At 73.9% G+C, this 14,149-nt stretch carries 13 protein-coding genes; 5 read left to right on the plus strand and 8 right to left on the minus strand.

The annotated features are described in order from the left end of the window. Window positions 1-6: 6 nt before the first annotated feature. The 5 genes from tal to pgl all read left to right on the plus strand — a co-directional run bounded on the left by tal (window position 7) and on the right by pgl (window position 6,718). Complete coding sequence (gene tal, locus JD77_RS02400) at window positions 7-1,185, plus strand: transaldolase (RefSeq protein WP_145772834.1); 1,179 nt, start codon at window positions 7-9, stop codon at window positions 1,183-1,185. Window positions 1,186-1,324: 139 nt separating this feature from the next. Further along, window positions 1,325-2,974 carry a glucose-6-phosphate isomerase gene (locus JD77_RS02405; protein WP_145772835.1) on the plus strand — a complete coding sequence of 550 codons (1,650 nt, stop codon included), beginning with the start codon at window positions 1,325-1,327 and terminating at the stop codon, window positions 2,972-2,974. Between the two features lie 291 nt (window positions 2,975-3,265). After that, a complete protein-coding gene (gene zwf / locus JD77_RS02410) occupies window positions 3,266-4,780 on the plus strand; it encodes a glucose-6-phosphate dehydrogenase (protein ID WP_145772836.1) in 1,515 nt (504 codons plus the stop codon). A 31-nt stretch (window positions 4,781-4,811) separates the two neighbouring features. Further along, window positions 4,812-5,828, plus strand: a complete 1,017-nt coding sequence (locus JD77_RS02415) for a glucose-6-phosphate dehydrogenase assembly protein OpcA (RefSeq protein ID WP_145772837.1) — start codon at window positions 4,812-4,814, stop codon at window positions 5,826-5,828. Between the two features lie 119 nt (window positions 5,829-5,947). After that, on the plus strand, window positions 5,948-6,718 hold the full coding sequence (gene pgl / locus JD77_RS02420) for a 6-phosphogluconolactonase (RefSeq protein ID WP_145772838.1): 771 nt from the start codon (window positions 5,948-5,950) through the stop codon (window positions 6,716-6,718). A gap of 4 nt (window positions 6,719-6,722) precedes the next feature. Here pgl and JD77_RS02425 read toward each other — a convergent pair whose 3' ends face one another. From JD77_RS02425 to rapZ, 8 genes are all read right to left on the minus strand, one after another. Further along, complete coding sequence (locus JD77_RS02425) at window positions 6,723-7,064, minus strand: RNA polymerase-binding protein RbpA (RefSeq protein WP_145772839.1); 342 nt, start codon at window positions 7,062-7,064, stop codon at window positions 6,723-6,725. A gap of 130 nt (window positions 7,065-7,194) precedes the next feature. Further along, the gene (gene secG, locus JD77_RS02430) at window positions 7,195-7,455 is read right to left on the minus strand and encodes a preprotein translocase subunit SecG (RefSeq protein ID WP_145772840.1); all 261 of its coding nucleotides are present in this window, start codon (window positions 7,453-7,455) and stop codon (window positions 7,195-7,197) included. A 95-nt stretch (window positions 7,456-7,550) separates the two neighbouring features. After that, entirely contained in the window at window positions 7,551-8,315 is a 765-nt protein-coding gene (gene tpiA / locus JD77_RS02435) for a triose-phosphate isomerase (RefSeq protein WP_145772841.1), read from the minus strand. A 28-nt stretch (window positions 8,316-8,343) separates the two neighbouring features. Continuing rightward, window positions 8,344-9,552 carry a phosphoglycerate kinase gene (locus JD77_RS02440; protein WP_145772842.1) on the minus strand — a complete coding sequence of 403 codons (1,209 nt, stop codon included), beginning with the start codon at window positions 9,550-9,552 and terminating at the stop codon, window positions 8,344-8,346. Beyond that, on the minus strand, window positions 9,549-10,553 hold the full coding sequence (gap, locus tag JD77_RS02445) for a type I glyceraldehyde-3-phosphate dehydrogenase (RefSeq protein ID WP_145772843.1): 1,005 nt from the start codon (window positions 10,551-10,553) through the stop codon (window positions 9,549-9,551). Before gap ends, JD77_RS02440 begins: the two co-directional genes overlap by 4 nt. Window positions 10,554-10,886: 333 nt before the next feature. Beyond that, window positions 10,887-11,867, minus strand: a complete 981-nt coding sequence (whiA, locus tag JD77_RS02450; RefSeq protein ID WP_111134126.1) for a DNA-binding protein WhiA — start codon at window positions 11,865-11,867, stop codon at window positions 10,887-10,889. A 54-nt stretch (window positions 11,868-11,921) separates the two neighbouring features. Then, a complete protein-coding gene (locus tag JD77_RS02455) occupies window positions 11,922-12,902 on the minus strand; it encodes a gluconeogenesis factor YvcK family protein (RefSeq protein WP_145772844.1) in 981 nt (326 codons plus the stop codon). Beyond that, entirely contained in the window at window positions 12,899-13,813 is a 915-nt protein-coding gene (rapZ, locus tag JD77_RS02460; protein ID WP_145772845.1) for an RNase adapter RapZ, read from the minus strand. Before rapZ ends, JD77_RS02455 begins: the two co-directional genes overlap by 4 nt. Between the last annotated feature and the right edge of the window lie 336 nt (window positions 13,814-14,149).

Genomic DNA, 14,149 nt, shown 5'->3' on the forward strand with positions numbered 1-14,149 from the left:
GACGACATGACGGACAGGCTGGGTGACCTCAGCGCCGCCGGGGTGGCGGTGTGGCTCGACGACCTCTCCCGGACGCGGCTGAGCTCCGGCGGGCTGGACCAGCTACGCCGGGAGAAGCACGTGGTCGGGGTGACCACGAACCCGACGATCTTCGCCAAGGCGCTCGGCGACGCCGCCGAGTACGACTGGCAGCTGCGCGACCTCGCCGCCCGGGGGGTAAACGTCGAGGAGGCCGTGCGCATGCTCACCACGTACGACGTGCGGTGGGCCTGCGACGTGATGCGCCCGGCGTACGACGCCAGCGCCGGCGTCGACGGCCGGGTGTCCATCGAGGTGGACCCGCGGCTGGCCCACGAGACGGCCAGGACCGTCGCCGAGGCCAAGGCGCTGTGGTGGCTGGTCGACCGCCCGAACCTGTTCATCAAGATCCCGGCCACCGAGGCGGGGCTGCCGGCGATCACCGCGACCCTGGCCGAGGGGATCAGCGTCAACGTCACGCTGATCTTCGGCCTGGACCGCTACTCGCAGGTGATGGACGCCTTCCTCGCCGGGCTGGAGCAGGCGAAGGCAAACGGCCACGACCTGTCGAAGATCGGCTCGGTGGCGTCGTTCTTCGTCTCCCGCGTCGACACGGAGGTGGACAAGCGGCTGGAGAAGATCGGCTCCGCCGAGGCCAAGGCGCTGCGCGGCAAGGCCGCCGTGGCGAACGCCCGGCTGGCGTACGAGCGCTACAGCGCGGTCTTCTCCTCCGACCGGTGGCAGGCCCTGGCCGACGCCGGCGCCCACCCGCAGCGCCCGCTGTGGGCGTCCACCTCGACGAAGAACCCGGACTACCGGGACGTGATCTACGTGGAGGAGCTGATCGCGCCCGGCACGGTGAACACCATGCCGGAGGCGGTGGTCCACGCCTTCGCCGAGCACGGCGAGACCCACCCCGACACCGTCACCGGCGCCTACGACGACGCCCGCGAGGTCTTCACCGGCCTGGCGGCGCTCGGCGTGGACATGTCCGACGTGATCGCCACGCTGGAGCGGGAGGGCGTGGAGAAGTTCGAAGCCAGCTGGGTGGAGTTGCTCGACGGCGTCCGGCGCTCCCTCACGTCGGCGGGCAAGGGCAGCGGGCGGCCCGGTCAGGCCGCCAAGGACAGCGGCCGGGCCGCCGAGAAGGCGGGGGGCAACGCGTGACGTACGGCCGCGGACGCGCCCCGGGGCACCGCCCCGGGGCGCGTCGCGCCGCCGGTCGCCGGGAACCCGGGACGGGCGCCGCCGCCGGCCGCCGCAGGTCCGGGACGCGCAGCCCCCTCCGCCCCGCGGGGGTGGCGACGTGAGCGACCTGCTGTCCGGCTCCCCCGAGGCGGCGGCCGGGCTGGCCGTGTACGGCGCGGACGCGGTCGACCGGTCCGCGCCCGCCTCCGTCCGGGACGCCCTCGTACGCCGGGGCGTGCCGGCGAAACTGGCCGCGAAGGACCCGACGCTGTGGGGCCCGGAGGCCGAGGCCGAGGCGCGCGTCCGCCTCGGCTGGCTGGACACCCACCGGCGCAGCTGGGAGCTGCTCCCCCAGCTCGCCGAACTGACCGCCGAGCTGGCCGACCTGGATCACGTGGTCCTCGCCGGCATGGGCGGCTCGTCGCTGGCCCCCGAGGTGATCGCCCGCACGCTGGGCCGGCCGCTGACCGTGCTCGACACCACCGACCCGGGCCAGGTCCGCCGGGCGCTGGCCGACCGCCTGGAACGCACCGTCGTCGTGGTGGCCAGCAAGTCCGGCTCGACGGTGGAGACCGACAGCCACCTGCGGGCGTACCGGCAGGCGTTCCTGGACGCCGGGCTGACCGCGGCGGAGGCCGGCCGGCACTTCGTGGTGGTCACCGACCCGGGCTCCCCGCTGGAGGCCGCCGCCGTCGAACTGGGCGCCGTCACGGTGCTCGCCGACCCGCAGGTCGGCGGCCGGTACGCGGCGCTGACCGCGTTCGGGCTGGTGCCGGCCGCGCTGGCCGGGGTCGAGGTGACCGAACTGCTGGACCAGGCCGACGCGCTCGCCGACGCCCTCGGGCGCGACACCGACAACCCCGGCCTGGCGCTGGGCGCCGCCCTCGGCGCCGCGGCCACCCTCGGCCGGGACAAGCTGGCCCTGGTCTCCGACGGCACGGGGCTGGACGGGCTCGGCGACTGGATCGAGCAGCTCGTCGCCGAGTCGACCGGCAAGGCGGGGCTCGGCATCCTGCCCGTCGCGCCGGAGTCCCCGGCCGCCCCCGCCGGCAGCGGCCCGGACCTGCTGACCGTCACCTACGGCGGCGCGCTGTCCGCCGGAGACGTCCCCGGCGGCGGCTGCGAACCGGACGTGGCGGTCAACGGCCCGCTCGGCGCCCAGTTCCTGACCTGGGAGTACGCGACCGCGGTGGCGGCGGTGGTGCTCGGGGTGAACCCGTTCGACCAGCCGAACGTCGCGGAGAGCAAGGAGAACACCCGGCGCATCCTGGCCTCCGGCGCGCCGGCGGAGGCGCCGTCGTTCACCGAGGGGGCGATCGAGGTGTACGCCCCGGCGGGCGCCCCCGCCGACCTGGCCGGCGTGCTGCACCACCTGCTCGACGGGATCGCCGGCGACGGCTACCTCGCCGTCATGGCGTACCTGGACCGGATCGGCGACGCCGAGGTGGCGGGCCTGCGCCCGCTGCTCGGGCAGGCGACCGGCCGGCCGGTGACCTTCGGCTGGGGGCCGCGCTTCCTGCACTCCACCGGCCAGTACCACAAGGGCGGCCCGGGGGTGGGCACGTTCCTTCAGCTGACCGGTACGGTCGGGGATGATCTGCCGGTGCCCGGGCAGCCGTACTCCTTCGGGGAGCTGCAGGCGGCCCAGGCCGCCGGCGACCGGCAGGCCCTGGCCGGCCGGAAGCGGCCGCTGCTGCGGCTGCACCTGACCGACCGGTCGGCGGGGGTGGCCCAGCTGCTCGATGCTGCGCGGCGGTTACGGGCGTGACGATGGACGATGTGGAACCACGAGGAGACAGCGTGAGCGCGAGGAGTGAGCCGATCCTGCGAGCCCCGCAGTCGCGAACCGAGGTGGCAATGTGAGCGCGAGGAGTGAGCCGATCCTGCGAGCCCCGCAGTCGCGAACCGAGGTGGCAATGTGAGCGCGAGGAGTGAGCCGATCCTGCGAGCCCCGCAGTCGCGAACCGAGGTGGCAATGTGAGCGCGAGGAGTGAGCCGATCCTGCGAGCCCCGCAGTCGCGAACCGAGGTGGTGCTGTGAGCGCGAGGAGTGAGACGGCGTGAATCCGCTGCGCGACGCGCAGGACCGGCGGCTGCCGCGGATCCCGGAGCCCTGCGCTCTGGTGATCTTCGGAGTCACCGGCGACCTGGCGCAGAAGAAGCTCCTGCCGGCGGTCTACGACCTGGCGAACCGGGGGCTCCTGCCACCCGGTTTCGTGGTCCTGGGCTTCGCCCGGCGCGACTGGGGCGACGGCGACTTCGAGTCGCTGGCGCACGACGCGGCCAAGCAGCACGCCCGGACACCGTGGCGCGAGGAGGTCTGGGCCCGGCTCGCCGGCAACATCAAGTTCGTGGGCGGCTCGTTCGACGACGACGCCGCCTTCGACCACCTGGCCGCCACCCTGGACGAGCTGCGCGACAGCCACGGCATCCAGGGCAACGCCGCGTTCTACTTCTCCATCCCCCCGGCCGCGTTCCCCGTGGTGCTCAAGCAGCTCGCCCGCACCGGCATGGCCGACAACGCCAGGTCCGGCGGGTGGCGCCGGGTGGTCGTGGAGAAGCCGTTTGGCAACGACCTGCCCTCGGCCAAGGAGCTCAACGACCTGGTCGACGACGTCTTCACCCGGCAGGACGTCTTCCGGATCGACCACTACCTGGGCAAGGAGACGGTCCAGAACATCCTGGCCCTGCGGTTCGCCAACAGCCTGTTCGAGCCGCTGTGGAGCGCCCGGTACGTCGACTCGGTCCAGATCACCATGGCCGAGGACGTGGGCATCGGCACCCGGGCCGCCTTCTACGACTCCGTCGGCACCGCCCGGGACGTGCTGCAGAACCACCTGCTCCAGCTGCTGGCCCTGGTGGCGATGGAGGAGCCGACGAGCTTCGACGCCGACGAGATCCGCACCGAGAAGCTGAAGGTGCTCAAGGCGATCACGGTGCCGAAGGACGTGGCCCGGGACACCGTGCGCGGGCAGTACCTGCCGGGCTGGGTGGGCGGCCAGCGGGCGAAGGGCTACCTGGAGGAGGAGGACGTCCCGCCGGACTCCACCACGGAGACGTACGTGGCGGTGAGGCTGGGCATCCAGAACCGCCGCTGGGCGGGGGTGCCGTTCTACATCCGGGCCGGCAAGCGGCTGCCCCGACGGGTGACCGAGGTCGCCATCATGTTCAAGAAGGCGCCGCACCTGCCGTTCGACCCGGTCGACATGGAGATGCTCGGCAACAACCAGCTCGTCATCCGGGTGCAGCCGGACGAGGGCGTGGTGCTGAAGTTCGGCTCGAAGGTGCCGGGGACCACGATGGAGGTCCGCGACATCGCGATGGACTTCCAGTACGGCGAGGCGTTCACGGAGTCCAGCCCCGAGGCGTACGAGCGGCTGGTGCTGGACGTGCTGATCGGCGACCGTACCCTCTTCCCCGACGCCGCCGAGGTCGAGCAGAGCTGGGCGGTGGTGGACCCGCTGGAGCACGCCTGGGCGGGCACCCGACCGGAGCCGTACCGGGCCGGCGAGTGGGGTCCCCGGGCCGCCGACGAGATGCTGGCCCGCGAGGGCCGGGCTTGGCGGAGAGCGTGAGCGAGCACTGCGAGCTAACCAGGAGGCTCCATTGATCGGCCTGTGGGACACCACCGGCAGCGAGGTGGTCAAGGCGCTCGCCGCGGAGCGGCGCAGCGCGGGCGGGGTGGCCAGCGGCATGGCTCTCACGCTCATCGTCGTCGTCGACGAGAAGCGGGTACGCGAGGCGGAGGCGGCCGCGACCATCGCCGCCGCCGCCCATCCGTGCCGGCTGCTCGTCGTGGTCCGCACGGACGTCGAGCGGGACCGCAACCGGCTGGACGCGGAGATCGTCGTCGGCGGCCGGCTCGGCCCGTGCGAGGCGGTGGTGATGCGGATGTACGGCCGGCTGGCGCTGCACGCCGAGTCGGTGGTGATGCCGCTGCTGGTGCCGGACGTGCCGGTGGTGACGTGGTGGCACGGCGAGCCGCCGCACGAGATCGCCACCGACTACCTCGGCGTGGTCGCCGACCGGCGGATCACCGACGCGGCGCAGGCCACCGACCCGATCGAGGCGCTGCGCCAACGCGCCCGGGACTACGCCCCCGGCGACACCGACCTGGCGTGGACCCGGATCACCCCGTGGCGCACACTGGTCGCGGGCGCCTTCGACACCACCGAGGCGCGGGTCACCGCGGCCCGCGTGGTGGCGCCGCCGACCGACCCGACGGCCGCCCTGATGTGCGGCTGGCTGGGCAGCCGGCTGGGGATCAGTCCCCGGTGGGAGCGGGCCGGCGACTTCCCCCGGATGCGCGAGGTGCAGCTGAGCTGCGCCAACGGCGACGAGCTGACGCTGACCCGGGAGGACAGCGTGGCGACGTTCCGGCGCACCGGGCAGGCGGACCGGCAGCTGCCGCTGGTGCGCCGGCCGCTCGGCGACGAGCTGGCGGAGGAGCTGCGCCGGCTGGACGCCGACCAGGTCTACGCCGAGGCGCTCGGCGCCATGGCCGAGGTCTCCGGGCTGGACCAGCGCCCCGGGCAGCGGGTGCACGTCTGGAAGGACCCGGCGACGGCGGAGCGCGCCGAGGCCGGGGTGACCGCCCACGCCGGGACCAGCGCGACCCCCTGAGGGCGCGCCGGGCGGGCCGCCCGACGGCCCGCCCGGCAGTGGGCGCGACGGAGGGCCGCCGGTCTCCCGGGCACGACGTAGAGGGACCGCGCGGGCGGTCGGAAACGAAGGCAAACCAGATGAGTGAGGCGAGTGTCGCCGTCCATGCCGACGCCAACCTGCTGGCACAGGCGGTGGCGGCCCGGTTGGTGGTGAAGCTGCTCGACGCCCAGGCCGACCGCGGTCAGGCGTCGGTGGTGCTGACCGGAGGGCGGATCGCCGCGGCCGTGTACCGGGCGGTGGCCACGCTGCCCGCCCGGGACGCGGTGGACTGGTCCCGGGTCGACGTGTGGTGGGGCGACGAGCGCTTCCTGCCCGCGGGCGACCCGGAGCGCAACGAGACGCAGGCCCGGGCCGCGCTGCTGGACGCGGTGCCGCTGGACCCGGCCCGGGTGCACCCCATGCCGCCGTCCGACGGCCCGGCCGGCGCCGACCCGGAGGCCGCCGCCGCCGAGTACGCCGCCGAACTGGCCCGCGCCGCGCGACCGGGGCACGCCGCGCTCCCCCACTTCGACGTGCTGATGCTCGGCGTCGGCGAGGACGGGCACGTCGCCTCCGTCTTCCCGGAGCACCCGGTGCACCACGACAACCGGCCGGTCAGCGCCGTGCGGGGCAGCCCCAAACCGCCGCCGGTGCGCACCACCCTGACCCTGCCGGCGATCAACACCGCCGACGAGGTCTGGCTGGTGGCCGGCGGCGCGGACAAGGCCCGGGCGGTGGGCATGGCGCTGGCCGGCGCCGGGCCCGTCCAGCTGCCGGCCGCCGGGGTGCGCGGCGTCAGCCGTACGCTGTGGCTGCTCGACCGGGCCGCGGCGGCGGACGTCCCACCCCGCCTGCGCAGCCTCCGCTGACGGGTTACCTGCCGCAGCGGCGGTGGAGGGTGGCCAGGGCCTCGGCCAGGATCGCCTCCCCCTGCTCCGGCGTGCGCCGCTCCTGCACGTACGCCAGGTGGGTCTTGTAACGCTCGGCGCGGAGCTGGCCGGGCGGGTCCCCCGGGTCCCGCCCGGCCGGCTGGCCGCAGCGCGGGCAGTCCCACAGCGGCGGGGCCCCGACGTCCGCCGCGATGGGGACGTCGACCCGGTGGCGTTCCCGGCACCAGTAGCTGACCTCCCGCCGCGGGGCCGCCTCGTGCCGGCCGCCGGGCCGCTGCGGGCCGGACCCTACCCGGGCTCCCCGGATGACGTTGCCACTCGCCACGGCTGCTCGCTCCTGTCGTCGGAGGGGACCGCCGCTCGGCCGGGCGGCGGCGCGGTGCAGCGGGTAAACGACTGCGCGCGGCCCGTCGGTGACGGACCGCGCGCAGATTGTACGCTCGACGGGCTCGCTGTCAGGCCCCGCTCGCCATCTGGAGGCGCAGCCACAGCCCCAGCCCCACGATGCAGGCGAACCAGACGATGCCCACCAGGACCGTGTAGCGGTCGAGGTTCTTCTCGGCCACTGAGGAGCCGGCGAGGCTGGAGCTGACACCGCCACCGAACATGCTCGACAAGCCGCCGCCCTTGCCTCGGTGCAGCAGGATCAGCATGGTGAGCAGGATGCTCGTGATGCTCAGCAACACGATCAACGTGTATGCGAACCAGATCGGCATAGCTGGGGTCAGTCCTCTCGTAGCGATCCTCGCCCGGACAGGTCGGGCACGGCGGCACCGACCGGCGGACGGGCGGAGTCAAGGATAGCGAGCCGTCAGGCGCTGATGTGTTCCGGGAAGCGGCAGATCTTGGCGAATTCCTCGGCGTCCAGGCTCGCGCCGCCGACGAGGGCCCCGTCCACGTCCGGCTGGGCCATGATCGCTCCGACGTTGGAGGACTTCACCGATCCGCCGTAGAGGATCCGGACCTGCTCCGCGGTCGCCTGGCCGAACGTCTCGGCCAGCCGCGCGCGGACCGCCCCGCACACCTCCTGGGCGTCCTCCGGGGTGGCCGTCTTGCCCGTCCCGATCGCCCAGACCGGCTCGTACGCCACGACCACCTTGGCGACCTGCTCACCGGTGAGCCCCTGCAGCGCCGCGTCCAGCTGGTCGCAGCAGTGCGGCACGTGCCGCAGCTCCTCCCGGACCTCCAGGCCCTCACCGATGCACAGGATCGGGGTGAGCCCGTTGGACAGCGCCGCCGCCACCTTGAGATTGATCGTCGCGTCGTCCTCGTGGTGGTACGTCCGCCGCTCGGAGTGGCCGACCGTCACGTAGGTGCAGCCGAGCTTGGTCAGCATCGGCCCGGAGATGTCCCCGGTGAACGCCCCCGACTGGTACGGCGACAGGTCCTGCGCGCCGTAGCCGATGAGCAGCTTGTCGCCGTCCACCGCGGTCTGCACGGTGCGCAGGTCGGTGTACGGCGGCAGCACCACGGTCTCGACCTCGGTGAGGTGCTTCTCGGTCAGGCTCGCGGCCAGCTTCTGCACCAGCAGGTTGGCCTCGAGGTGGTTGAGGTTCATCTTCCAGTTGCCGGCCATCAGGGGCCGGCGGGTGGTGGGGCCGCCATCAGTCCTCCAGCGCCGCGATGCCGGGGAGGGGGTTGCCCTCCAGGTACTCCAGGGAGGCGCCGCCGCCGGTGGAGATGTGGTCGAACGAGCTCTCGTCCAGCCCGAGCGCCCGCACCGCCGCGGCGGAGTCCCCGCCGCCGACCACGGTGAACGCCTTGGACTCGGCGATCGCCTGGGCGACGCCGCGGGTGCCGTCGGCGTACGGCGCCATCTCGAACACGCCCATCGGGCCGTTCCAGAAGATCGTCCGTGCGCCGGCGGCCTCCTTCAGGGCGGCGGCGAACCCGGCGACCGTCTCCGGACCGATGTCGAGCCCGAGCCGGTGACTCGGGATGCCGTCGACGCGGACCACGTCGTGCGCGGCGTCCGGCGAGAAGGCGTCCGCGGCCACCACGTCGACCGGGAGCATGATCTTGCCCTCGGACCGCTCCAGCAGGCTGCGGCAGGTCTCGACCATCTCCTCCTCCAGCAGCGAGGTGCCCACCTCCAGGCCCTGGGCCTTGAGGAAGGTGAAGCACATCCCGCCGCCGATGAGCAGCCGGTCGACCTTCGGCAGCAGCGCCTCGATCACCCCGAGCTTGTCGGAGACCTTCGAGCCGCCGAGCACCACCACGTACGGCCGCTCCGGCTCCCCGGTCAGCCTGGACAGCACCTCCACCTCGCGCAGCACCAGCCGGCCGGCGAAGTGCGGCAGCCGGGCCGGCAGGTCGTAGACGCTGGCGTGCTTGCGGTGCACCGCACCGAACGCGTCGTCGACGTACGCCTCGCCGAGCGCGGCGAGCTGGTCGGCGAACGCGCCCCGCTCGGCGTCGTCCTTGCTGGTCTCCCCCTTGTTGAAGCGGAGGTTCTCCAGCACGGCGACCTGGCCGTCGGCGAGCGCGTCCACCGCGGAGCGCGCGGAGTCGCCGACCGTGTCCTCGGCGAACCGGACCTCCGCGCCGAGCAGCTCGCCGAGGCGGGCGGCGACGGGCCGGAGGCTGTACTGCGGGTTCGGCTCGCCCTTCGGGCGGCCCAGGTGCGAGAACACCGCGACCTTGGCGCCCGCCCCGGTCAGGGCGGTCAGCGTCGGCAGCACCGCCCGGATGCGGCCGTCGTCCGTGATCGCGCCGGTCTGCTTGTCGAGCGGGACGTTCAGGTCGGCGCGCACCAGCACGCGCCGACCCGACACCCCCTCGGCGAGCAGGTCGTCGAGCGTACGGATGGTCACAGCGACGAACCCACCAGCTTGACCAGGTCCACCAGGCGGTTCGAGTAGCCCCACTCGTTGTCGTACCAGCCGACGACCTTGACCTGGTTGCCGACGACCTTGGTCAGCGGCGCGTCGAAGATGCACGACGCCGGGTCGGTGACGATGTCGGAGGAGACGATCGGGTCCTCGTTGTAGACCAGGATGCCCTTGAGCGGGCCCTCGGCGGCGGCCTTCATCGCGGCGTTGACCTCGTCCACCGTGGTCTCCCGGTTGACGTTGACCGTGAGGTCGGTGGTCGAGCCGGTCGGGATCGGCACGCGCAGCGCGTACCCGTCGAGCTTGCCCTTGAGCTCCGGCAGCACCAGGCCGATCGCCTTCGCGGCGCCGGTGGAGGTCGGCACGATGTTCAGCGCGGCGGCCCGGGCGCGGCGCAGGTCGCTGTGCGGCGCGTCCTGCAGGTTCTGGTCCTGCGTGTACGCGTGGATGGTCGTCATCAGACCGTGCTGGACGCCGAACGTGTCGTGCAGGACCTTCGCCATCGGGGCGAGGCAGTTGGTCGTGCAGGAGGCGTTCGAGATGATGGTGTGCTTGGCCGGGTCGTACTGGTCGTGGTTGACGCCCATGACGACCGTCACGTCCTCGTTCTTGGCCGGCGCCGAGATGATGACCTTCTTGGCCCCGCCGTCGATGTGCGCCTTGGCCTTCGTGGCGTCGGTGAAGAAGCCGGTGGACTCGATGACCACGTCCACGCCGGCGTCGCCCCACGGCAGCTTCGCCGGGTCCTTCTCGGCGTACGCCTGGATGGCCTTGCCGCCGACGGTGATCTCGTGGTCGGTCGCCTTGACCTCGTGCGGGAGGCGACCCAGGATGCTGTCGTACTTGACAAGGTGGGCGAGCGTCGCGTTGTCGGTCAGGTCGTTCACGGCCACGACCTCGATGTCCGCGCCGGACGCCAGCGCGGCCCGGAAGAAGTTACGGCCGATGCGGCCGAAGCCGTTGATGCCAACCCGGATGGTCACAGGTCCCATCTCCTCGCGTTCTGATCCGCCGGCGTCAGCCCTGGGCCGGCGAGATGATGTGCGCCGACCGTTGGAGCCGGCCGTTGACAGTTCAAGTCGGCCGCCCCGCCGCGGTCTGAGAGACCCTGACCGCCCGAGGCGGTGAGCGCGGCGAGGAGTGCCAGTGCCGGCCCCCTTGCCGTACGCAGCGACCTTATCCGAACGGGCGACACCGCGCCGCACGGGGTGGTGATCGCTTTCGCGCCCCGGGGTCGTCCCGCCGCCCCCGGGCGGCGGGACGCGCGCGGGCGCGTCGGCCGCGCCCGCTCGCCTGCGCCTACCGTCACCGTCCTATCAGACCACGAGCATCTCGGGCGTGACGGCCGCTTCGGTATCCGGGATGCCCAGGTCCCGGGCCCGCTTGTCGGCCAGCGCCAGCAGCCGGCGGATCCGCCCGGCGATGGCGTCCTTGGTCAGCGGCGGGTCGGCGAGCGCGCCCAACTCCTCCAGGGATGCCTGCCGGTGCTCCAGACGCAGCCGCCCCGCCGAGGTCAGGTGGTGGGGGGCGTCGTCGGCGAGGATCTCCAGCGCCCGGGTCACCCGGGCGGCGGCGGCGACCGCGGCCCGCGCGGAGCGGCGCAGGTTGGCGTCGTCGAAGTTGGCCAGGCGGTTGGCCGTCGCCCGGACCTCGCGGCGCACCCGGCGCTCCTCCCAGGCGAGCACGCTGGAGTGCGCGCCGATCCGGGTCAGCAGCGCGGCGATCGCGTCGCCGTCCTTGACCACCACCCGGTCGACCCCGCGCACCTCGCGGTTCTTCGCGGTGATGCCGATCCGGCGGGCCGCGCCGACCAGGGCGAGCGCCGACTCCGGCCCCGGGCAGGTGATCTCCAGGGCGCTGGAGCGGCCCGGCTCGGTCAGCGAGCCGTGCGCCATGAACGCCCCCCGCCACGCGGACACGGCGCAGCAGACGTTGGCCGCCACCACGTGCGGCGGCAGACCCCGCACCGGACGGCCCCGCACGTCCAGCAGCCCGGTCTGCCGCGCCAGGGCCTCGCCGTCCTTGACCACCCGCACGATGAAGTGGCTGCCCTTGCGCAGCCCACCCGAGGCCAGTACGTGGATCTCGCTCGGATAGCCGTACACCTCGGCGATCTCCCGGCGCAGCCGCCGGGCCACCGCCCCGGTGTCGAGCTCCGCCTCGACCACCACCCGGCCGGAGACGATGTGCAGCCCCCCGGCGAAGCGCAGCAGCGCCGCCATCTCCGCCCGCCGGCAGCAGGGCTTGGGCACGTCCACCCGGCTCAGCTCGTCCTTGACCGCAGCCGTCATCGCCATTGTGCGCCCCCTCACGGACCGGTTCCGGCGTGTCGCCGGAGATTACGTACGTGCTTAACGATCGGCGCCCAGGACAGGCACCAGCGCGGCGCCCAGAGCGGCCGGATCGTGACGGGGCTCGCCGTCGGTGACGGCGACCGGGGCGAGGACCAGCCGGGCACCCAGCGATTCTGCCGCACGCTGGACCGGCCCGGGATCACCCACCGCCTTGGAGTCCGCCAGCACCAGGTCCACCGTCAGCTCGGGCAGATAGTGCCGCAGGGTGTCCAGATGGTCGGCCAGGGACAGCCCAAGGGTCTCCTTCTCCGCCGCCAGGTTGAGCGTGACCAGCCGACGGGCGGAGCTGGTGACGATCGCGGCGGCCAGCCCCGGCACCAGCAGGTGCGGCAGCACGCTGGTGTACCAGCTGCCCGGGCCGAAGATCAGCCAGTCGGCCTCGGCGGTCGCCGCCACCGCCTCGGCGCAGGCGGCCGGCGCGAGGGGGGTGAGCCGCAGCGACTCCACCCGCCCGGTGGTGACCGCCACCTGGTGCTGCCCGCGCAGCGTCCGCACCTCGTCCGGGTACGCCGCGTCGGCGCCGCGCACCCGGGCCTCGATGCCCACCGGCTGGCGGGACATCGGCAGCACCCGGCCCACCGCGCCGAGCATCGCCCCGGCGTGCTCCAGCGCCGCCACCGGGTCGCCGAGCAGCTCGGTCAGGCCGCAGAGCACCAGATTTCCCACCGCGTGCCCGGCCAGCCCGTCGTCGCTGTCGGCCGGGTCGCCGGGCGTGCCGGCGAAGCGGTGCTGGAACAGCCCGGCGCTGCGCCGGGTGGCCGGGTGGTCGCCCGCGAGGGCCACCAACGCCTGGCGCAGGTCGCCCGGCGGCAGCCCGCCCCGGCGGGCGCGTAGCCGGCCGCTGGAGCCCCCGTCGTCGCCGACGGTGACCACGGCGGTGATGTCCAGGTCGAGCTCGGGCGCGCACCGGCGCAGCGCCCGCAGGGACGCCGACAGCCCGTGGCCGCCGCCGAAGGCGACCACCTTCGTCGCCGTCACTCCCGCCCCAGGTCCCGGTGCTGGGCGTTGGCGGCGATGCCCGACTGGCGCAGCCGGCCGGCCAGCTCCTCGGCGATGGCGACGCTGCGGTGCTTGCCGCCGGTGCAGCCGACGGCCACGGTCAGGTAGCGCTTGCCCTCCCGCTCGAAGCCGACGGTGGTGGCGTTGACCAGCTCGGCGTACGCCCCGACGAAGGCCCCCGCGCCCTCCTGGCCGAGCACGTACGAGCTGACGGCCTCCTCCCGGCCGGTGTGCTCGCGCAGCTCGGGCACCCAGTACGGGTTGGGCAGGAACCGGGCGTCGAGGACGAAGTCGGCGTCCGGCGGCAGGCCGTACTTGAAGCCGAAGGAGAGTACGGTGATCCGCAGCCGGCGGGCGTCCTCGCCACCGAACAGCTCCTCGATCCGGCGGCGCAGCTGGTTGACGTTCAGGTGGCTGGTGTCGATGATCACGTCGGCCTGGTCCCGGGCCTCCTCCAGCAGTCCCCGCTCGACGGCGATGCCGTCGGCGAGCCGGCCGTCGCCCTGCAACGGGTGCGAGCGCCGGACGCTCTCGAAACGGCGGATCAGCACCTCGTCGTCGGCGTCGACGAAGACCACGCGCGGGGAGAAGCCCCGCTCCTTCAGCTCCCGGATCGCCCCGGCCAGGTCGGTGGAGAAGGCGCGGGAGCGGACGTCCAGCACCATCGCCGTGCGCCGGGCCGCCCCGCCGGCCTTGACGGCCAGCTCGGCCATGTCGAGCATCAGCGCCTGGGGCAGGTTGTCCACCACGTAGTAGCCGACGTTCTCCAGCGCCCGGGCCACGGTGCTGCGGCCGCCACCGGACAGCCCGGTCACCACCACCAGTGTGGTGTCCGGCTCCGCCGCCGGCTGGCCGACGACCGGGTCGTGGTCGGTCCGCGCCTCGTTCACTGCCTACTCCCCCGGGCCGTACGCGGCGGCCGGTGCCCGGCCGCGCATTGGGTCAGTCAGCGACTCTATCCCGGCCCTGCCGACCGGCCGCCGAGCCTGCCCGTGATCACCCCCATGTCGGCGACGCGGCGGGGTCCGGACGGCCCGGATACCGCGACGCCGCCGACATGGCGGGGACCCGGCGACCCGGACACCCGACGACGCGCCGCCCGACGCGGCGGGGACCCAGCCACCCGGACACCGCGATGTCGGCGACGTGGCGGGGACCCGGCGACCCGGACACCGCGATGTCGGCGACGTGGCGGGGATCAAGCCCCCGGGGCGGGGGCGGGGGCG

Source organism: Micromonospora olivasterospora (assembly GCF_007830265.1).
In the GTDB taxonomy this organism is placed as follows: Bacteria; Actinomycetota; Actinomycetes; order Mycobacteriales; family Micromonosporaceae; genus Micromonospora; species Micromonospora olivasterospora.

Bases quoted from the DNA above. Each gene is read 5' to 3' on its own strand.
- tpiA (WP_145772841.1), bottom strand. From the start codon at position 8,315: ATGGCCGGCAACTGGAAGATGAACCTCAACCACCTCGAGGCCAACCTG.
- whiA (WP_111134126.1), bottom strand. From the start codon at position 11,867: ATGGCGATGACGGCTGCGGTCAAGGACGAGCTGAGCCGGGTGGACGTG.
- pgl (WP_145772838.1), top strand. From the start codon at position 5,948: ATGAGTGAGGCGAGTGTCGCCGTCCATGCCGACGCCAACCTGCTGGCA.
- tal (WP_145772834.1), top strand. From the start codon at position 7: ATGACGGACAGGCTGGGTGACCTCAGCGCCGCCGGGGTGGCGGTGTGG.
- secG (WP_145772840.1), bottom strand. From the start codon at position 7,455: ATGCCGATCTGGTTCGCATACACGTTGATCGTGTTGCTGAGCATCACG.